A 21,136-nucleotide genomic window follows, 5' to 3' on the forward strand; every position below is an offset into this window, starting at 1 on the left:
ATGGCAATCACTTTTGAACTTTATACGGGAAAGCCTAACGGTGTATCTGGACCTAGCCAAAAACCTAATACAGCATATTTAAAAGCCTCTGATTGGGATGATTTCAGTTATAAAACCATTTTCACCTTAGTTGTATTTGATACTAATGGTGAAAGGCATGATATTGGCAACGTAAAGATTGGACAGATAAAGCAAAACAAAGGTTGGTCATCTGATCTTCTAACTAAGCGCTTTAAACAGCTAGATGATGACTTCTTTTCTTTAGGTCAATCAGAAGAGTATTATTCAACGATTCAGTCATTAGAGCCCACTCTAAGGAATAATATTCTTAAATCTCTTAACGATGTTGTCAATAACGAAGATCTATTGTCAAAAGCTATGAGTGAAGATGTATTTAAATCATCATTATTACGAGATGTCAGCTTAACTTCAATTTCAGGTCAATTTAAAAGGATATTACAAGGAGGTGATATTCAAACTGAATTTCACTTCAAATATAAAATCCCACAAGGGGCAAGAACAGCAGGTTTAGAGTTAGAATTTCATGTAGATCCTGAATCAAATCCACCAAGTAACGTTCATGTTCTTATAGGGAGAAATGGTGTTGGAAAAACTCATCTACTTAATAATATGGTTAAAGCATTAGTCGCAGATGATGAAACCATTAAAAAAGTTGGAGAATTTTCAGTACCACTAGATGAGGATGGACTTCCATATAATTTAGAATACACAGAGTCATTGTTTGCCGGTGTCGTTTCCGTAGCTTTTAGTGCATTTGATCCATTTGAACCTTACCCTGAGAAAAAAGATAAATCACAGGGGATGAGATATTCATATATCGGCTTAAAGAGGGCCACAAATAGAGGTGGAGAGAAAGGGACTCCCATGAGTCGAGATATGCTAACAAACGAATTTGTTAATAGCATAGTGGCATCAATCTCTAAAGGTAAATTTGATCGTTGGCTTGAAGCTATAAAAAGTTTAGAGTCGGACTCTTTATTTAGAGATCTTGCATTGAGTAAGGAGTTTATTGAATACGAAGGTGAAGAGCTAAATGCATTTGCTCGTAAAACCTTTAACCGAATGAGTTCTGGTCATGCCATTGTTCTACTAACTATTACTAAGTTGGTTGAAAAGGTGGAGGAGAAAACCCTTGTTTTGCTTGATGAACCAGAAGCACATCTTCACCCTCCATTACTTTCTGCTTTTGTACGCGCACTTTCAGAATTACTTTCACATCGCAACGGAGTTGCAATTGTCGCTACACACTCACCCGTTATTTTACAAGAAGTTCCTAGAGACTGTGTTTATAAAATGAATCGCAGTGGTTTAAAAGCGACGCCAGAAAGACCACAAATAGAAACTTTTGGCGAAAGTGTTGGCGTACTTACTCGCGAAATATTTAGTTTGGAAGTATCTAACTCTGGTTATCATAAATTGCTGGAGAAAGAATTAGAGCAAAGCAAATCATATAAAAGAATTCTTAGGCAATTCGATGGTCAGTTAGGCTCGGAAGCTAAGGGGATTTTACGCAGTCTCATTTTGGCAATGAAAAATGAGGCTGAAGAATAATGAGAATCCTTTCTAAGCCCACTTTAGATCCTAAAACAGTCTATTTAGCATGTATTAGTCGAGTTAGAAGAAGACAATTAAAAACGGATTTAGAATCTGTTGCCGATACAATTGAAGCAGATGCTTTAGATTATGAAAATTACGCGCAATCTACCGAGTGGCATTTATTTGATGAGAGTGATGATGTGGATAACACCGTTTCAAGGGCTGAAATGGAGAAAGTTTATACTAATCGAATGGCAAAAAAAGAAGCGCCAGGTAGAAAATATTATGACGAAATAAAAGAAAGCTCCCCATATAATATTTGCCCTCTATGTGCGCATAGGACAGTAGAGCAAGTAGATCATTATTTGCCTAAGTCTAAATTTCCGTCTTTAGTTGTTCTGCCAATAAATTTGGTTCCCTCTTGCGAAAAGTGCAATAAAATAAAACTAGATGATGCACCCAACAATGCTGAAGAGCAAACTCTTCATCCTTATTACGATGATGTTACAAGGCATCAATGGTTATTTGCCGAGGTAGTAGAAACTTCACCTGCTTCATTTCAGTTTTTTGTTAGAGATGTAGTTGAATATGATGATGAGCTAAACAGACGGATTAGTTACCACTTTAACGCTTTAGAGTTAAATGTACTTTACGCTTCGCAAACAGGTGCTTTTGTTTCTGATATTAGATATAGGCTAGTTGATTTGCACGCACAAGCAGGGATGGCAGAAGTTAGAAATTATTTACAGGAAGAAGAAGTAACTAGAGGTAGAAATAACATAAATTCATGGCAACGAGCAATGTTTCAGGCGTTAGCTCAAAGCGATTGGTTTTGTGATGGCGGGTTTAACGTTTAACAAGGATTTGGGATTAGCAATGGCAAAAAATTTTATTTCAGAAGATGATATCGAAAAGGCTTTAATACAAAAATTGCAGCATCTTTATGGTTTTGATGCTTTAGATTGCTTTACGGCCAATGCTGATGACCTAAATGATGGCTCTGGTCGTAAAGATAAGCGGGATGTAATTTTACAAGAATACTTATTGAATGCCATTGAAAGCCTCAACGACGAGGTTCCAAATGGAGTCGTTGAAAAGGTAATTGAACAGGTCATGAATTTACGCTTGTCAATGTCACCTGCTAAGGCAAATAAAGAGTTAGATGGTTTTATTCGTGATGGTGTGCCAGTTGAATTTGAAGATGAACAGGGTGAAAAACATAACATCAAGATTAAACTAATCAACTTTGATGAACCCAAAAAAAACACCTATTTAGCCGTTACACAGTTATGGATTAAGTCAACTGGACAAAATGCCTTTGCCGGTTATCGACGGCCCGATGTAATTTTATATGTGAACGGTTTACCTTTAATTTTTATCGAGTTGAAAAACTCAAATGTTAAATTAAAAAGTGCTTTTGACGATAACCTGTTTAATTATAAAAATGACATTCCTCAGTTATTTCATTGCAATGTATTTTGTATTTTGTCTAATGCCATCGAAACAAAAGTTGGTAGTTTTACTGCAAAGTGGGAGCACTTTTTTAACTGGTTACGAGTAGATGACGAAAAAGAAAAAATAGACCGCAAAACTATAAGTGAACAAGGTACCAGCTTGGAATTCGCTATTGGAGGTTTATGTCAGCAAGAAAAGTTGATGAATTACGTAGAAAACTTTGTCATGTTTAAAGGTGAAACTAATAAAATAATTGCTCAGAACCATCAGTTTATTGGTGTAAATAAAGCTTTTGATAACTTTTTAAACCGTAAAACCCTAAGTGGACAACTTGGTGTGTTTTGGCATACTCAAGGTTCAGGTAAAAGCTTTTCGATGATCTTTTTTGCACGTAAAGTTTTCCGTAAAGTAAACGGTAACTTCAGTTTTGTGATCGTAACAGATCGTGTTGATTTGGATCGCCAGATATACAGCAATTTTGTTTCTACTGCTACGATTAGTGAAAGCCAAGCCGCGCAACCTAAAAACTCAACGAAAATGCGTGAGTTCTTGTCGAGTAATAAAAAGGTAGTGTTTACTCCCATTCAAAAGTTCCGTTGGCCGAAAGGTAAAAAATACCCCAACTTATTAACTGATCCGAATCGTGAAGTCATTGTAATGGTTGATGAAGCCCACAGAACTCAATATAAATCGTTAGCAGAGAATATGCGTGAAGGTCTCAAAGGGGCGCATTATATGGCCTTTACAGGTACCCCATTGTTAGGCAAAGATCGTAAAACTAATAAATGGTTTGGTGATTATGTTTCTGAATATAACTTCCAGCAGGCAATGGATGATAAAGCCACCGTACCATTGTTTTATGAAAAACGTGTACCAACTGTTGCTAATCAAAATGATGAATTGGGTGAGGAGTTTTATGAATTACTTGAAAATGAAGAACTAGATGAGGCACAGCGGCAGAAACTGGAAGATAAATATTCAAGACAAATCGAAGTCATAAAAAGAGACGACCGCCTAGAAATAGTGGCTAAAGATATTGCTTATCACTTTCCTCGCCGTGGTTACCTCGGCAAGGCCATGGTAGTTTCGTTGGATAAATTTACTGCTGTAAGAATGTACGATAAAGTTCAGCACGAGTGGAAGCAGGAGAAGAAGCGTTTACGAGGCGTTATTAAAAGTACTAGCAACGAAATTGAAAAACAGCACAGTAAGCAGCTTATTAAATACATGGATAGTGTTGATATGGCTGTAGTCGTTAGTACTGATGGTAAAGACGAAGAACGATTTAAAAAACAGAAGTTAGATATTAAACCTCATGCTGAACGGATGAGTTCGTTAGACGAGCATAAATGTGACATTGAAGAGAATTTCAAAGATCCCGAACATCCACTACAGATAGTATTCGTTTGCGCTATGTGGTTAACCGGCTTCGATGCACCAACAGTATCAACATTGTATATAGATAAACCTATGAAAGACCATACTTTAATGCAAACCATTGCGCGAGCAAATCGTGTTTCTGGTTATCATATTTTGGGACTTAATGGACAATTAGTTGAGAAGAATAATGGTGAGGTTGTAGATTACTTTAATGTTTTTCGAAACATGAAAAAAGCGCTAAAAGATTATGCACTTGGAGATGAGGGCGGTGAGGATTCTAAAAATAATGATGAACAGCCAGTGCAAGAGAAGAATGAGTTGTTTAAATTATTAGATGATGCAATAGAACAAACAGTAATTTTCTGTCAAGAACGCAAAGTATATCTCGATAGAATTATTGAGCAAGATGAGATATTTAAGAATGTTGCGTTGTTTGAGGAATATGCAGATATTTTATTTAGTTGTGATGAATGGCGTAAATCTTTTAATGTATACGATAATACGGTATCAAGTTTATACGAAGCTTGTAAACCAGAAATATTTAAACAACCGCCACGTTTGTTATTTCCTGTCATTCAATATTTAAGAGGCATTATTGACGCTCATTTGGAACATGTCGATATAGATGAAGTATGCCAACGAATTAATCAGCTGCTTGATGAGAGTATTATTGTAAAAAATACAGACAAATTCTCCATAAAAGAACATAAAGCGGAATACAAAATTGTACAAAAGGGTAAGCAGTGGGATTTAAGTAAAATCGACTTTGATAAATTACGAGAAGATTTTATTACAGTTCAATATAAGAATATTGAAATAGCTGAAATGCGTTCTTTCATTGAAAATAAATTGCGTACAATGCTTACGCAAAATAGTAATCGTACAGACTTCGGGCAACGCTTCCATGATATTATTGAGCGCTATAATTCAGGCTCATCATCAGTAGAAAATACTTATGAAGAAATGCTTAAGTACACTGAAGATATGAGCGAAGAAGATGAACGCCATGTTCGTTTAGGATTAACGGAAGACGAATTAGAAATATTTGATAGTTTGAAAAAAGACAAACTTACTAAAGCAGAAGAACAAAAAGTTAAATTGGCAGCTCAACATTTAATCCAACGTTTAAAAGAAGAAAGCCCTAAAGTATTAGTGCAAGACTGGTGGAAAGATAGTCAAACCAGAAAGCGTGTGGAAAGTACGGTTGAAGAAGTTCTCGATAATGATTTACCTGAAAGTTATGACCGTAAGGAATTCAAAGAGAAAAGTGATAAGGTATTTAACATGATTTTAGGGTTTGCTAAGCAACATATTAAGTGGGTGGCATAACCAAAACTTTTATACTACGAAAAGAGACATAGTTAATTTTGCCTCTTTTTTAAATGGATTTTCTCAGTTTTAAATGCATCTATTATTTCTAGGGGGGTTACCCTCCTATGCCATATTTACTTTTAAGGGCTCTTTGATAGTCTTTTACAGACTCTAGTTTTCTTCCTCTGGACATAATTTTTACCAATACGCTTAACTAAACAGAGCATAGTGGCAAACCTCACTACGTGCAAACTTTGTTGTCACTACACACATTTAAGCATATTGCCCAGCAGCAAATCCACAGCTCCATGCATATTGGAAGTTGTACCCCCCAAGCCAACCCGTTACATCGGTTACTTCGCCTATAAAGTATAGGCCTTTGGCTTTTTTAGCTTCAAAGGTTTTTGAGCTTAACTCGTCGGTATCCACACCGCCCAATGTTACTTCTGCTGTTCTATAGCCTTCTGTGCCATTGGGTTTAATTTGCCAAGCGTGAATGTAATTTACTAACTCATCTATTTGAGCATGTGTAAGCTGATTAATATTACAATCTGGTATCGCTTTGCTTTCGTGTAGTATTTCTATAAAGCGTTTAGGTAAAATAGTTGCAAGGCTGTTTTTTAACGACTTTTGGGCTTGCATTTCTCGCCAATCAGCAAGTTGCTGCCTTAAATCAATTTCAGGTAATAGGTTTATAGTTACAGCCTGCCCTGCTCGCCAAAATGAGCTTATTTGCAATATTGCTGGGCCCGATAACCCTCGGTGAGTAAAGAGGATATTTTCTTTAAATACGGTGCCGTCTTCGCTTGAAACTTCACATGGAATGCTAATTCCCGAGAGCCCTTCAAAACGCTCTTTATCATGCTGATGCAAAGTAAACGGCACAAGTGCAGCCATAGTTGGTAACACGCTTAAGCCAAACTGCTCCGCAATTTTATAGCCTATTGGTGTAGCGCCTAGTTTTGGCATAGTTAAGCCACCTGATGCTATAACTAACGACTCACAGCTTAATGTTTCTTGCTCTGTGGTAACGCTATAGCCGGTTTCGGTTTTTGATACGCTGATCACTTCATTGCGTAGTTTTATATTTACCCCTGCCCACTCACATTCGGTCAGTAAAATATCAACAATGTCTTGTGCATTGTTATCGCAAAAAAGCTGACCTAGTGTTTTATGGTGATACGCTAATCCGTGCCTGTCCACCAGCTCAATAAAGTCATGCTGTGTATAGCGACTTAAACATGATTTAACAAAATGAGAATTTGTGCATAAGTAGTTATCGGGGGTTGCATTTTCATTTGTAAAATTACAACGCCCACCACCACTTATTAAAATTTTACGACCTGGTTTTTTCCCCATATCAAGTACTGTAACGCTTCGGCCACGGTATCCTGCTTGCGCTGCACACATTAATCCTGCAGCTCCCGCACCTATTACTATTACATCTACTTGGGTCATTTATTTATCTCGTTAAAATTTTTTTCGATTATAGCAAAGTTTAACAACAAACAGCGCGCAATCATTATCAATAATAACGCAACAAAATAAACCAGAAAAACAACCAATAATATTAACAAATCATAAAAAGCACGAAACACCCTAAAAACAACGACAAAAGTATTAAAAAACCATTAAAGCTCTTAGTTATAACCAAAAAAAATACATAAAACGAAATTAATACTTTAACTTCATTAACAAATACTTTACCTTTGTTCCTACATCGTGAGCATTAATCACGAAATTACTAATAAAATCTAGGAAAAATTATGACAACAAGAAAAACTTTTCAAAAGTGCGCTATAGCTTTAACTGTAAGTACGCTTTTTTCAGCAACATCAAGTATGGCAAATCCAGCTCAAGCAATTGCTCCTTCAATGGCTGAAACCACAGCAAAACTACAAATCCAAAGCGGTTTTGAAACCCAATTCATTATTAAATATAAAAATAACAATAATGAAATAGCCACTTTTTCAACAGCGAGCGCTAGCTCATCAAATATGAAACAACGCGCTCAACGTTTTGTTAAAAACTTTTCGTCTAAAAAAGGGAAGGTAAAAGGTAAATATGTACGTGCAATGGCACTTAATAATCACCATGTTATGCGTGCAGACAAGAAGCTAAATGCAGCCGAAGCGCAAGAGTTTATGCAAGACGTTATTGCTTCTGGCAATGTTGAATACATTGAAGTCGATCAAATGTTGCAACCTTTTTCGACACCTAATGATCCTCGCTTTGATGATCAATGGCATTACTACGAGCAAGCGGGTGGTCTAAACTTGCCAGCAGCATGGGATACAGCAACAGGTAGTGGCGTAGTGGTCGCGGTGCTTGATACAGGCTACCGTCCTCATGCTGATTTGAATGCAAATATTCTCCCTGGTTACGATATGATTTCTAACTTGTCGGTAGCAAATGATGGCGGTGGTCGTGATAGCGATGCTCGCGATCCTGGCGATGCGGTTGCAGCAAATGAATGTGGTTCAAACGGTGCACAAAACTCTAGCTGGCATGGTACGCATGTTGCCGGCACAGTTGCTGCTGTCACTAATAATGGTGAAGGTGTTGCTGGCGTTGCTTATAATGCAAAAGTAGTTCCTGTTCGTGTGCTTGGTAAGTGTGGTGGTTTAACATCTGACATTGCTGACGGCATTATTTGGGCATCAGGTGGAAGTGTTTCAGGCGTTCCTGCAAACTCAAACCCTGCTGATGTAATTAACATGAGTTTAGGTGGCAGCGGTTCATGTAGTTCTACAACGCAAAATGCGATTAACACAGCACGTAGCAATGGCACCGTTGTGGTTATTGCAGCTGGTAACGATAACGACAACTCAGCAAACTACAATCCAGGTAACTGTAGCGGTGTAGTAAACGTAGCATCGGTTGGGCGCAACGGCGGTCGCGCTTATTACTCAAACTACGGTAGCAATATTGATGTTGCAGCACCTGGCGGCGCACAAAGTTTTGCAAACGACTCTGAAGGCGTTCTATCAACTTATAATACAGGCTCGTCAACACCTTCAAGTGATAGCTACGGTTTTTCACAAGGTACATCTATGGCAGCTCCTCATGTTGCTGGTGTTGCAGCACTTATTAAGCAAGCCAAACCAAATGCTACGCCTGATGAAATAGAAAATATTCTAAAATCGACAACGCGTTCATTCCCAGCTTCATGTAATAACTGTGGTACTGGTATTGTAGATGCAGCAGCCGCTGTTGCTGCAGCAAGTGGCGGTACGACAACAACACCACCTGCAGCCGGTGGTGGCTCAGTAAGTGATGTAAGTGCTAATGCTGGTCAATGGAAACATTACACCCTAGATGTACCTGCCGGTATGTCTACATTTACCGTAACAACATCAGGTGGGACTGGCGATGCTGACTTATTTGTTAAATTTGGTAGCCAACCAACAGCATCAAGTTACGACTGCCGTCCATATAAAAATGGTAACGCTGAAACATGTACATTCTCAAGCCCACAAGCAGGAACATGGCATTTAAGCGTTAACGCTTACAGCACATTCTCTGGCTTAACTCTTACCGGACAATATCAGCCATAATTTATTGAAACAACTCCCTGAGAGCAAAGGTCAAGCTGAAAAGCTTGGCCTTTTTTTATTTAAAAACAATTTATAGCAACTCGGATTACGCCAATCTGCTTATATGGGTTTATTTAACGATAAGATAATTGCGCAATAACAAGGTGAAGTATGACTATAGTTGTTATCACTAATTACTCAGTGCCTTACTTTATCCCCTACATCCATACAGTCGACTATGAATCATTTTTAATACGGTGAGTAATACCAATCCGCAATAATACTTAATCAATTTGGGGGATTAAATCTGACGCTAACTGTGTTAAAAATTTCTGATATAGGACAACTAAATAATGAAATTTTTGCCTTGTTATCAACACGGTTTTCTCACCTCAAAGTAGATCACTTAATTAGGGTATGTTGTTCTTTCAAGGTTAAATTTGCAGTAGCCTGTTTGGTATTTAAGCAAGGCAGAGCCTATGCAGTGTGGCTATTCCCCATAAATGGGCGATAACGTAGCATTAATGCCAAACAGGCGCTGCCCACAGGGTTCTTCCTAGGGGCTATTTACTCTTTGTTGCCTGCATGGATGTAGGTAAGAGCGTGAGCAGGAGCAGTTACCGAGCCCACTAGGTTACAAATTTCGCGCCGCGATTAAATAGCCCCTAGTTTGAATAAATTTTAATCCGCAAAGATCAACAGACCCCAGAAAATTAGTATAATTAAGAAATTAAAGCTATGTAATTAACCTGAACTCTGGATAATAAATCTATCTCAAGCAGAGTTCAGGTTAGTTAATTATTCAAACCAATATTAAATTACTTAACCACAAAAACAAAAAACCCAGCCTAGGCTGGGTTTTTACATTCTAAAAGAAGAACTAAAATTACTTAATTTTAGCTTCTTTAAAAAGAACATGTTTACGAATCTTTGGATCAAACTTTTTGATTTCCATCTTCTCAGGCATGTTACGTTTGTTTTTGTCAGTAGTGTAGAAAAAACCAGTACCGGCAGTTGAAACTAAACGGATTTTATCGCGCATGATTCAGATCCTTAAACTTTAACGCCGCGAGCACGGATTTCTGTAAGAACCGTGTCGATGCCTTTTTTATCGATAATACGCATACCTTTAGTAGTAGTGCGTAATGTTACAAAACGTTTTTCACTTTCAACCCAAAAACGGTGTGTTTGTAGGTTAGGTAGGAAACGACGTCTAGTCGCGTTTCTCGCGTGTGAACGGTGATTACCAACCGCTGGACGCTTACCTGTAACTTGACATACTTTAGACATGTCTATATATCTCCAATAACTTCGCTCGAGCTTAATTTAATCTAAGGCCGTGTATTTCTGCCCTAGAGATAAATCGAAGGGCGCTCTTTATACAGCTTTTACAGGCAAAGATCAAATACTGATCTATCCAACCAGCTCATATGTAAATTTGATAGCGGCCAATTATAAAGATCGAATGCCCTTAGGGAAAGTAAAAACTGCATTTAAATTAAACTAATTTGCCAAAACGTATTAAACAGCTCATTTTTAGCACATTTATCTATCTAAGGAGCTAAATTAGGCCTCGCTCAGCAAACGAAACACAAGTTTCACCGCCAACAATGATGTGATCGAGCACACTTATGTCGACCAATTGCAGCGCTTGTTGTAATTTATTAGTGATGAGTTTATCTGCTTGGCTTGGCTCTGCAATGCCACTTGGGTGATTATGGGCAAAAATAACAGCAGCCGCATTATTCTTTAGCGCAGCCTTTACCACTTCACGCGGATAAACACTGGCTGAATTAATTGTGCCATAAAAAAGTATTTCGTCTTTAACTAAACGATTTTGACTATCGAGATATAACACCATAAACACTTCTTGCTGCAAACCACGCATTTGAATTGTTAGATAATCGTAGACTGAATTTGGCGAATTAAATACGGCATCTCGTTGGCAACGTTCCTGCATGTAACGTTGACTTAACTCAAGTACAGCTTGTAGCTGTACATACTTAGCAGTTCCTAACCCCTTTTGAGAGCAAAACTCTTCAATACTGGCGTTAAATAAATTATGCAGTGTTTTATTTTCATTCAATAAATGTTGAGCCAGCTCAATAACATTCATACCCGGTAACCCAGTACGTAAAAATATAGCTAGAAGCTCTGCATCACTTAATGCTTTGGCCCCTTTTTCAATGAGCTTTTCACGAGGGCGAAGCGAATTAGGTAGTGCAGTGAGTTGCATTATTCATCCTTGAGGAACAAAAGTGTTCTATAAATGTAATGCAAAATTCAAATTTTGCCCGTTATTTTAGTATTAAAACTTAGCTCAATAAGCAAAGATTTGTTATTTTAGACACAATATTAAATAAGACTGATAAACAACCATGATCACTTTAACGAACAAAAAAATTGTACTTGGCATTAGCGGTGGTATTGCGGCTTATAAATGCGCTGAGCTAGTAAGGCGATTAAAAGATTCTGGTTGTGAAGTAAAAGTAGTCATGACTGAATCCGCTAAGCACTTTATTACTCCATTGACTATGCAAGCTGTAAGCGGCGAAATTGTCTCAGATTCATTATTAGACCCTTCAGCCGAAGCTGCAATGGGCCATATTGAATTTGCAAAATGGGCTGATCTAATTTTAGTTGCTCCTGCAACGTGTAATATTATCGCCAAAATGGCCGCTGGTATTGCTGATGATTTACTAACTACGCTGCTACTGGCGACACCTGCAAAAGTAGCTGTTGCGCCTGCAATGAATCAACAAATGTATGCCCACGCAGCCACACAGGCTAACTTGGCAACGCTAAAGGCACGTAACGTACTTATTTGGGGGCCAGGCAAAGGCGAGCAAGCTTGTGGCGATGTTGGCGCAGGACGCATGCTAGAGCCACATGAACTTGTCCAGCTATGTATTACAAAAGAGCACCCACAACTGCTTGTTGGCAAAACAATTACAATAACAGCAGGTCCAACGCGAGAGCCACTCGATCCGGTGCGTTTTATATCAAATCACAGCTCAGGGAAGATGGGCTACGCACTTGCAGAAGCGGCTTTATTACTTGGCGCAAAGGTTAACTTAATTTCAGGCCCTGTAACTATAAAAGCCCCTACTGGCGCAAATCTTATTAATATAGAAAGCGCTGAGCAGTTATTAACTGAATCACTTGCTTACGCGCCACAATCAGATGCATTTATTGGCTGTGCTGCTGTTGCAGATTACCGAGCTGCAAACATTGCGACTCAAAAAATGAAAAAGCAAGGCGACGAACTCACACTGACTTTAACTAAAAACCCTGACGTAATTGCTGCTGTTGCTAATCTTAAGCAAAACCGCCCTTATACAGTAGGGTTTGCCGCTGAAACACAAAACGTAGAAAACTACGCTAAAGGTAAACTAAAAAACAAAAACCTAGATATGATTTGCGCTAATGACGTGTCAAAAAGTGGCTTAGGGTTTAATTCCGATCATAATGCTTTAACACTGTACTGGCATAATGAACAACTAGAATTACCACCAACAAGTAAAACAGAAATAGCCCGCAAGGTGATCGAACAGCTGGCCAAACATCTATAAAAAGGCTGGAAACAAACTGAATAAAACATTAACATACGCCATTCATTTGAACAAAAAATGACTAGGGTTCTTAACTGCGCCACTAAGAATAACTAATAAAAAGGAATGTTCATGCCTGCGACAAAAAGAAGTAATCGCAAAGAGCAAATACTGCAAGCACTCGCACAAATGCTAGAAACCAGCCCTGGGCAACGAATCACTACAGCTAAGCTAGCTGCTGAGGTAGGTGTATCTGAAGCTGCGCTATATCGCCACTTTCCGAGCAAAGCACGTATGTTTGAGGGCTTAATTGAGTTTATTGAAGATACTCTTTTATCGCGCATTAACCTTATTTTAGAAAACGAAAAAGAAAGCCAAGCACGTATATATAATATTTTATTGCTGCTACTCACATTTGCTGAAAAAAACCCAGGTATTACACGTATTCTAACTGGCGATGCTCTGCAAGGTGAACAAGAGCGATTACGTGAGCGTGTACAAAGTTTTTTTGAAAAACTAGAAACTCAGTTTAAACAAGTACTTCGTGAGAGAAAGCTTCGTGAAGGTAAAAACTTTCAAAGTGATGAGCTTACGCTTGCAAACTTTTTACTTGCTTACGTTGAAGGAAAAATGAATCAGTTTGTACGTAGCGACTTTAAAGTTAAACCAAGTACTCAATTTGAAAAACAATGGCTTGAGCTACAAAAAATTTGGCTGTAATGTTTGCTAAATTAATAAATTAAATACGATAAATCGACCTACGGGTCGTTTTATCGTATATAGCTGCCATTTATCTGATCCGCTCGAATTATGAACCAAACTCGTTACAATGAAACAATGTCATAATACGAGAATCAATAATGAAAACAAAACTCACCTTATTAAGCACGGCACTCATTGCCAGCTTAACTAGCACCGGCATACACGCCAAAGAATCGCTACAATTTAAAGACGTATTTAGTTTTAAATCAGCTAAAAGCACGCAACTATCTGACAATGGCCAAGTACTCACTTTTAGTGCAACGCCGTATCGTGGAAATGCAACTGGCCAAGTTTATTCACTACAAAGCAATACACTCATCGCAGAAGTAGAACGCGGTACAAAGCCTCATATTAATAAAGCCGCTAACTGGGTCGCTTTTACACAAGTACCTACCTTACTTGAAAAAGAAACAACCCAAAAAAAAGACACACTTAAAAACAATCTGGTACTCGTAAACACACAATCAGGTGCTCAACAAAGCTTTGCTGATGTAAAAGATTACACGTTATCTGATGATGGTATGTGGCTTGCTTATCGTTTAAATAAAAAAGACGATGACGCAAAAGTAGAAGATAAATCCGATAGCACTAAAAACGAAGAAGACAACGCTATCACGCCCGATAAAAAAGATAAGAGCTATGCGCTTGTTATCGTAAATTTATCTGATAAACGCAGCCATACAATAGAAAACGTATTTAGCTACGCTATTAACTCAGCTAACAGCCAGCTATTAGTGAGTCAAAGTTACAGCGACGGTAATAACAACCAAATAGCGTTAATTGAGCTAAGTGACTTTAATAGCAGTGTATTAATTGATGAACCGGGCGTAATCGCAAATAAAATAGCGTGGCACCCAACTGACAATATTGCAGCATTTACATTGGGTAACTATGTAAATGATGACACACGCCGTCGAAACTACAGTTTACAGCTATATAAAAACGATCAACTTTCAACAATAGATTCACCTAATAAAGTATGGACCCTAGGTAAAACAGCATCCCTTGAATGGTCAGAAAATGGCGAGCGCTTATATTTTGAAAACCATCCAAAATTAGCAGCTAAAGTAAAAGCCAAAGAATATACCGACGAAGCCTCATTGTACGACTTTGATACCATACGTGAACATAAAGGTTTAGATGTATGGCACAACAACGATGCGCAAATAAAACCACGTGAAGAACAGCAATGGAACGAAGTTAATAAAAACCGCCATTACAGCGCGGTATATCACGTTAACTCGCAAAAAGTGGTACAGCTCAGTACAACTGATATGCCTGAGGTTGCACTAAACCCTCAGCGAGATGTATCTTTACTTGGCTCGTCAAATATTCCCTACCTAGAAAAAATAATGTACGGCGGTTTTTTTGCTGATTACTTTGCAGTAAATATAAACACCGGTAAACAAACTCCCATTATTAGCAACTATCCGTTTAGACCAAGCCTTGCACCAAACGGTGAATTTGCAGCTTACTTTAACGACAGCCAAATACAGTTAAAAGATTTAAAAAATAATAAAGTAACACCGCTTACAAAAGCGATTCAGGCAACCTTTGCTGATGATAAACACGACTACCCGTCTACTCAACCTGGTTATGGTTTTGCTGGTTGGATGACCGATAGCAGCCAAATACTTGCTTATAGTAAATACGATATTTGGGCGTTTGACGTAAAAACGCAGCAAGCTAAACGCCTAACTAATGGTAAGCAAAGCAATACGCAGTACCGTGTTATTAAGCTTGATAAAACCCAAGTGGGCTTTAAAAAAGGCGATACATTACTTGTCTCTGCTATTAACTTACAAACTAAACAAAGCGAAGTTGCAAAGCTCGACTTAACCACTAACACACTAACTAAGGTGCTTAGCGGTAATAAACGCTTTGATATAGTTAAAAAAGCCAAAAAGGCTGACAAGTACTTATTTACCTCGCAAACTTATAGCCAATTTCCTGATTACTACCAAACTGATTTTAGCTTTAGCGCACCAAAACAAGTGACCACGCTAAACCCACAAATTAGTAATTTTGCGTGGGGCGAAAAGCCAGAACTAATAAGCTATAAAGGTTTTGATGGCGAAGACTTACAAGGCGTACTAATAAAACCAGCGGGCTATAAAAAAGGCGATAAAGTACCTGTGGTTGTGTATTTTTACCGTTACATGAGCCAGCGTATGTATGACTTTCCAAAAATGGAATTAAACCATCGCCCTAATTTCCCTCTGTTTACCTCAAACGGTTATGCGGTATTTTTACCTGATATTCGTTTTGAAATAGGTCACCCGGGTAAATCGTCAACGCAAACCATGATAAACGCCACCCAAAAATTAATAGATTTAGGTATAGCTGATAAAAACAAAATTGGCTTACAAGGGCACTCATGGGCAGGTTATCAAAGTGCGTTTATGATAACCCAAACAGATATGTTCAAAGCGGTTGTATCAGGTGCACCAGTATCAAACATGACCAGTGCTTATAGCGGCATTCGATTAAAATCGGGTCTTGCTCGTCAATTCCAATACGAAACAGGGCAAAGCCGTATAGGTAAAAACTTATTTGAAGCCCCTAAACTTTATATAGAAAATTCACCTGTATTTTTTGCAGACAAAGTGAATACGCCTATTTTGATAATGTCTGGTGATAAAGATGATGCCGTACCTTGGCATGAAAGCGTCCAGTATTATTTAGCACTTCGTCGTACAGGAAAGAATGCAACCTTTTTACAATACGAAGGTGAACCGCATCACTTGAAAAAGTTTCCTAATCAGGTCGATTTTTCAGTGCGTATGATGCAGTATTTTGATCATTACTTAAAAGGTAAACCTGCTGCTAAATGGATGGTTGAAGGTGAGGCCTTTATTAAAGAGTAGTACCAATCTGCATAGAGTTAAATAGACCTCATATCTAAACAGGTTGGTATAATACCAACCTGCATAAATCTTTGATCAATTTAACGAATTAAATTGCACTATAACATCGTTAAAAATTTTTTATTTAGAACACTAGATACAAAAATTTTTGCCTAGTTCTAGCGTAATTCTCTTAACGTTAAATAGACCCCACATATAAGCAGATTGGTATAAGATAATCACCCTTTCAATAAAAAGCCGATATTACATAGTAATATCGGCTTTTTATTGAAAAATCACAGTTACATGATTTTTAGCTACAAAAAAACCGCGTATAAAACGCGGCTTTTAAATGCTTTTTAATTACAGACCAGCACGGTCTTTAATTACAGCAATAAGTGGTGAACCAGCATGGTTACCTTCAGCCCAAGCGATATCTGCGCCATCAGCTAATGAACTTTTTGAAAGGTTTTTAACAATGTATTCACCAGTACCTACTGCGTTGCTTGCAACTGCATGGCGTAATAAGTTATTACCATTACATTGTATTGCATCGTAGATATTACGAATTTTTACACGAGAACTTTTAAGTTTACTACGTAAACGGTTTTTATCGTCCGCAGCTATATACTCGCAAATAGATACAGCTAATTGATCTTCAGCGTTTGCAGGCGCTACATACGAAAATGAACCTACTGCAATAGCAGTAACAATAACTAGCTTTGGTAATTTAAACATGAAAAACCCTTTATGGTACTTTTTACCTATGTTGATTGGTTAATATTGTACCAACACACGTAGATTTTCGCAATAATGTTATTGAATTTTATATAAAGTTACGAATTTATAACTAGATTTGTTTTTATTATCAGGCTGCATACTTAACTCTTCTTTAAGCTCCCATTTAGCTATTTTTTGATAATCTGGGAATTGTGTATCGCCTTCTACATCTAAATCTATAAACGTTAAATATAAGCGATCTGCACGCTCTAAAAACTGCTGATAAATATTTCCACCACCAATGATCATTACTTCTTCAGCGTCAGAAACTAAATTCAATGCAGCCTCTGGTGTTGCTACCGTTTCAATTCCATCAGCTTGATACCCAAGATTACGAGTAATAATAATATTACGTCGCCCAGGCAGAGGACGTCCGATAGATTCAAAAGTTTTACGACCCATAATTACAGGCTTACCTGTAGTCACTTTTTTAAAATGCTGAAGATCTGCAGGTAAATGCCATGGCATTTTATTATCTAGGCCAATTACACGGTTATTTGCCATTGCTGCAATCATTGAAATTATCATATTAAATACCTAGTACTTTATTTTTAAACAAAGAAAAAGGAGCATAAGCTCCTTTTTATAAATTCTATTTAATTAGCGCTCGTAGACAACTTCTACGTCGTAATCATCTTCATCCCAGTCGTCCCAATCATCATCATTGCCCTTACCTTTAGTGGCTTTTTCATGATAGGTATCCCACTTGAATTCAATCTCTTCATCTTCAACCTGTACAAACTTCTCTTTAGGCATGCTATCGAGCAGTGTCATTATGTTGTGAATTAAAGGTTGAGTATTGAGTTTATTAATCGCTGAAATGTGATAAATATTTTCAGTTTCGCCCAGTTCTTCTGCAATAGCTTCACATAACGCTTTTGCTTCGTCCTCTGGTAATAAATCTATTTTATTAAAAACTAACCAACGTGGCTTTTCAGCTAATTTAGGGCTGTATTGATGTAACTCGTTAATAATCGAGAATGCATTATCAACAGGGTTTGAACCATCTACCGGCATTACATCGATAATGTGTAATAACACACGACAACGCTCTAAATGCTTCAAGAAGCGGATGCCTAAGCCTGCACCATCAGATGCACCTTCAATTAAGCCTGGTATGTCAGCTATTACAAATGATTTATTCGCTTCTGGACGCACTACACCCAAATTAGGAATAAGCGTTGTAAACGGGTAATCAGCTACTTTAGGCCTTGCTGCTGATACACTACGGATAAACGTAGATTTACCTGCGTTAGGAAGCCCTAGTAAGCCTACATCCGCTAATAGTAGCAACTCTAATTTTAAATTACGTACTTCGCCTTCAGTACCCAAGGTTTTTTGACGAGGTGCTCGGTTAGTACTTGATTTAAAACGTGCATTCCCCAAGCCGTGGAAACCACCTTTTGCAACCAAAATACGTTGACCATGTTGCGTTAAATCACCAAGTCCCTCTTGGGTATCAACATCCATGATACGTGTGCCTACAGGCACCATAACAAATAAGTCATCGGCTTTTCGGCCTGTACAGTTACGGCTACGACCGTTAGTACCACGTTCAGCTCTATGGAAACGCTCAAACTGATAATCAATGAGGGTATTTAAGTTTTCATCAGCTTGTAGATAAACACTACCACCGTCTCCACCGTCACCGCCGTCTGGTCCACCATCTGGAACATATTTTTCACGACGGAAAGACACGATGCCGCTGCCACCGTCTCCAGCTTCTGCGCGAATTTCTACTTCATCTACAAACTTCATGATTACTCACTTTAGGGATTGGCTTGTTAATTTAACTATTATATACCGAAGCCAAGCTGATTGCAGGCTTGGCTTCGGTATATATTTTTTTCTTAAAACAAAAAACCCCGCAAAGGCGGGGTTTTTTAACTACCTTACTGATTACTCAGTTACGATAGTTACGTATTTACGGTTTAAAGGACCTTTCTGTTCAAACTGAACTTTACCATCTGCTTTTGCGAAGATAGTGTGGTCTTTACCGATACCTACGTTTGTACCAGGGTGGAAACGAGTTCCACGCTGACGAACAATGATGCTACCCGCTAGAACTGATTCGCCACCAAAACGCTTAACACCTAGGCGTTTGCTTTCTGAATCGCGACCGTTACGAGTACTACCAGCTGCTTTTTTATGTGCCATTTCTAAGTACCTCTAATTAAGCGCTAATGCTAGTGATTTTAACTTCAGTGAACCATTGACGATGGCCCATTTGCTTACGAGAATGCTTACGGCGTCTAAATTTAACAACCTTAATCTTCTCACCGCGACCATGTGAAACAACCTCAGCTGTTATCTTGCCACCGTTTACGAACGGTACACCGATCTCGATTTTCTCACCATCAGCAACTAAAAGTACTGAATCAAATTCTACTGCCGCACCAGTTTCAACGTCTAATTTTTCAAGACGAATCGTTTGACCTTCAGTCACACGATGCTGTTTACCACCACTTTGGAAAACCGCGTACATAATTAACTCCGTCTGTGCACCCTCAAATCGGTGCAACTAAAATATTCTTCGATAGGGCGCGAAGTTTACGCTAACGCGAAATAACTAGCAAGCCTATTTTGTAATTAAAATGAATAAAAAGTAGCTGCATTGAGAGTAATTCAATATTTCCCCCAGTTTATATTAATTGACCCTTTTGCCAAGTGCTTTTTAGCTGTTAAGCGAAATAAGTTAATGCGCTTAAATAGAGCTCTCGCTGTATAATATCTAAGCGCGACTCAGACTGCATATTGGTTATCTATTAATCAGTTATCTCAACCAATTAAGCTCTTATTCAGTACTTTAATAGTGTTTTTTCAATCAATCGTCACAAAATATCGAGCTAGTGCATTTTTTGTTGTACAATCTGCGCCGTTCACACATAAAAATTGGCTCGGAGATCAATGGATATAAAAGCTATCCAGGCGTTAATCGAAAGCGATATGAATGACGTCAATCAACTTATACATGCGCAAATGCGCTCAGATGTGGCGTTAGTTAATCAGCTTGGTTTATATATAGTTAGCAGTGGCGGCAAACGTGTTCGTCCAATGCTCGCAATTTTAGCAGCCAAGGCGCTCGGTTATCAGGGTAAAGATCACATAACACTTGCAACAATTGTTGAGTTTATCCATACAGCAACGCTATTGCATGATGATGTTGTAGATGAATCAAACTTACGACGTGGCACGCCTACAGCAAATGCTGAATTTGGTAATGCTGCTAGCGTATTAGTTGGTGACTTTATTTACACTCGCTCATTTCAGCTTATGGTTGGCCTTGGAAAAATGCAGATTATGCAAGTACTTGCCGATGCAACAAACATTATTGCTGAAGGTGAAGTATTGCAGCTGATGAACTGCAATGACCCAGATACGACTGAAGCCAGCTATATGCAGGTTATTTACTCTAAAACGGCTAAATTATTTGAAGCAGCGACAGGCCTTGCTGCCATTATTACTGAGCAAGACCAAGCGACACTCGACGCATTAAACTTATACGGTATGCATTTAGGCACCGCGTTTCAGTTAGTGGATGATGTACTCGATTACAATGCGGATGCTGAGCAGCTAGGTAAAAACATTGGCGATGATTTAGCTGAAGGCAAACCAACCCTTCCGCTTATTTATGCTATGCAACATGGTAGCGAGCAGCAAACGCAACTTATTCGTGATGCAATAGAGCACAGTAATGGTATGGAGCATTTAGAAGAAATTTTAACTGCACTAAAACAAACTAATGCGCTTGAGTTTACAATGCAAAAAGCAGAGCTTGAGGCCGAAAAAGCCATTGCCTGTTTAGACTTTTTAGCTGAGTCTGACTATAAGCAAGCACTTATAAGCCTTGCCCGTATTGCGGTTGACCGCGACCACTAGTTTTAACTAGTTACACAGTGTGACATTAATTCTGAGCAATAAAAAAGCCTGCAAATGCAGGCTTTTTTGTTATTCGATT

Annotated in this window: 17 protein-coding genes; 8 read left to right on the plus strand and 9 right to left on the minus strand. The window is 38.3% G+C overall.

Features of this window, described 5'->3' with window-relative positions:
- From NRL14_RS06185 to NRL14_RS06195, 3 genes are read left to right on the plus strand one after another with little or no spacing between them, the layout of a single operon-like run.
- Positions 1-1,572, plus strand: a complete 1,572-nt coding sequence (locus NRL14_RS06185) for an AAA family ATPase (RefSeq protein ID WP_306724240.1) — start codon at positions 1-3, stop codon at positions 1,570-1,572.
- On the plus strand, positions 1,572-2,414 hold the full coding sequence (locus tag NRL14_RS06190; protein WP_306724241.1) for an HNH endonuclease: 843 nt from the start codon (positions 1,572-1,574) through the stop codon (positions 2,412-2,414). Before NRL14_RS06185 ends, NRL14_RS06190 begins: the two co-directional genes overlap by 1 nt.
- Positions 2,395-5,721: a type I restriction endonuclease subunit R gene (locus tag NRL14_RS06195; RefSeq protein WP_306724242.1), complete on the plus strand. Its 3,327-nt coding sequence runs from the start codon at positions 2,395-2,397 to the stop codon at positions 5,719-5,721. Before NRL14_RS06190 ends, NRL14_RS06195 begins: the two co-directional genes overlap by 20 nt.
- Positions 5,722-5,976: 255 nt before the next feature.
- On the opposite strand, the gene NRL14_RS06200 is transcribed toward NRL14_RS06195, so the two are convergent.
- The gene (locus NRL14_RS06200; protein ID WP_306724243.1) at positions 5,977-7,161 is read right to left on the minus strand and encodes an NAD(P)/FAD-dependent oxidoreductase; all 1,185 of its coding nucleotides are present in this window, start codon (positions 7,159-7,161) and stop codon (positions 5,977-5,979) included.
- A gap of 308 nt (positions 7,162-7,469) precedes the next feature.
- On the opposite strand from NRL14_RS06200, the gene NRL14_RS06205 reads away from it, so the two are divergent.
- Positions 7,470-9,260 (plus strand): S8 family peptidase, encoded by a 1,791-nt coding sequence (locus tag NRL14_RS06205; protein WP_007378616.1) that lies wholly within the window; start codon positions 7,470-7,472, stop codon positions 9,258-9,260.
- Positions 9,261-10,125: 865 nt separating this feature from the next.
- Here NRL14_RS06205 and rpmG read toward each other — a convergent pair.
- The 3 genes from rpmG to radC all read right to left on the minus strand — a co-directional run bounded on the left by rpmG (position 10,126) and on the right by radC (position 11,475).
- A complete protein-coding gene (rpmG, locus tag NRL14_RS06210) occupies positions 10,126-10,281 on the minus strand; it encodes a 50S ribosomal protein L33 (protein ID WP_004335545.1) in 156 nt (51 codons plus the stop codon).
- An 11-nt stretch (positions 10,282-10,292) separates the two neighbouring features.
- Positions 10,293-10,529 carry a 50S ribosomal protein L28 gene (gene rpmB / locus NRL14_RS06215; protein ID WP_004335549.1) on the minus strand — a complete coding sequence of 79 codons (237 nt, stop codon included), beginning with the start codon at positions 10,527-10,529 and terminating at the stop codon, positions 10,293-10,295.
- Between the two features lie 271 nt (positions 10,530-10,800).
- Positions 10,801-11,475, minus strand: a complete 675-nt coding sequence (gene radC, locus NRL14_RS06220) for a DNA repair protein RadC (RefSeq protein WP_007378615.1) — start codon at positions 11,473-11,475, stop codon at positions 10,801-10,803.
- Between the two features lie 142 nt (positions 11,476-11,617).
- On the opposite strand from radC, the gene coaBC reads away from it, so the two are divergent.
- The 3 genes from coaBC (at position 11,618) to NRL14_RS06235 (ending at position 16,419) form a co-directional block, all read left to right on the plus strand.
- A complete protein-coding gene (gene coaBC / locus NRL14_RS06225) occupies positions 11,618-12,811 on the plus strand; it encodes a bifunctional phosphopantothenoylcysteine decarboxylase/phosphopantothenate--cysteine ligase CoaBC (RefSeq protein WP_008138084.1) in 1,194 nt (397 codons plus the stop codon).
- Positions 12,812-12,922: 111 nt separating this feature from the next.
- Entirely contained in the window at positions 12,923-13,510 is a 588-nt protein-coding gene (slmA, locus tag NRL14_RS06230) for a nucleoid occlusion factor SlmA (RefSeq protein WP_007378613.1), read from the plus strand.
- A gap of 140 nt (positions 13,511-13,650) precedes the next feature.
- Positions 13,651-16,419, plus strand: a complete 2,769-nt coding sequence (locus NRL14_RS06235) for a prolyl oligopeptidase family serine peptidase (RefSeq protein WP_306724244.1) — start codon at positions 13,651-13,653, stop codon at positions 16,417-16,419.
- Positions 16,420-16,761: 342 nt separating this feature from the next.
- Here NRL14_RS06235 and NRL14_RS06240 read toward each other — a convergent pair whose 3' ends face one another.
- From NRL14_RS06240 to rplU, 5 genes are all read right to left on the minus strand, one after another.
- A complete protein-coding gene (locus NRL14_RS06240) occupies positions 16,762-17,136 on the minus strand; it encodes a DUF3718 domain-containing protein (RefSeq protein ID WP_007378736.1) in 375 nt (124 codons plus the stop codon).
- Positions 17,137-17,214: 78 nt separating this feature from the next.
- Positions 17,215-17,706, minus strand: a complete 492-nt coding sequence (folA, locus tag NRL14_RS06245) for a type 3 dihydrofolate reductase (protein ID WP_008136828.1) — start codon at positions 17,704-17,706, stop codon at positions 17,215-17,217.
- A 72-nt stretch (positions 17,707-17,778) separates the two neighbouring features.
- The gene (cgtA, locus tag NRL14_RS06250) at positions 17,779-18,936 is read right to left on the minus strand and encodes an Obg family GTPase CgtA (protein ID WP_007378734.1); all 1,158 of its coding nucleotides are present in this window, start codon (positions 18,934-18,936) and stop codon (positions 17,779-17,781) included.
- A 141-nt stretch (positions 18,937-19,077) separates the two neighbouring features.
- On the minus strand, positions 19,078-19,335 hold the full coding sequence (gene rpmA / locus NRL14_RS06255) for a 50S ribosomal protein L27 (RefSeq protein ID WP_002957747.1): 258 nt from the start codon (positions 19,333-19,335) through the stop codon (positions 19,078-19,080).
- Positions 19,336-19,351: 16 nt separating this feature from the next.
- Positions 19,352-19,663 carry a 50S ribosomal protein L21 gene (rplU, locus tag NRL14_RS06260; protein ID WP_002957748.1) on the minus strand — a complete coding sequence of 104 codons (312 nt, stop codon included), beginning with the start codon at positions 19,661-19,663 and terminating at the stop codon, positions 19,352-19,354.
- A 422-nt stretch (positions 19,664-20,085) separates the two neighbouring features.
- Here rplU and ispB point away from each other — a divergent pair, with 422 nt between their 5' ends.
- Positions 20,086-21,057, plus strand: a complete 972-nt coding sequence (ispB, locus tag NRL14_RS06265; protein ID WP_024596483.1) for an octaprenyl diphosphate synthase — start codon at positions 20,086-20,088, stop codon at positions 21,055-21,057.
- Positions 21,058-21,136 lie beyond the last annotated feature (79 nt).

This window comes from Pseudoalteromonas sp. 20-92, assembly GCF_030847595.1.
In the GTDB taxonomy this organism is placed as follows: Bacteria; Pseudomonadota; Gammaproteobacteria; order Enterobacterales; family Alteromonadaceae; genus Pseudoalteromonas; species Pseudoalteromonas fuliginea.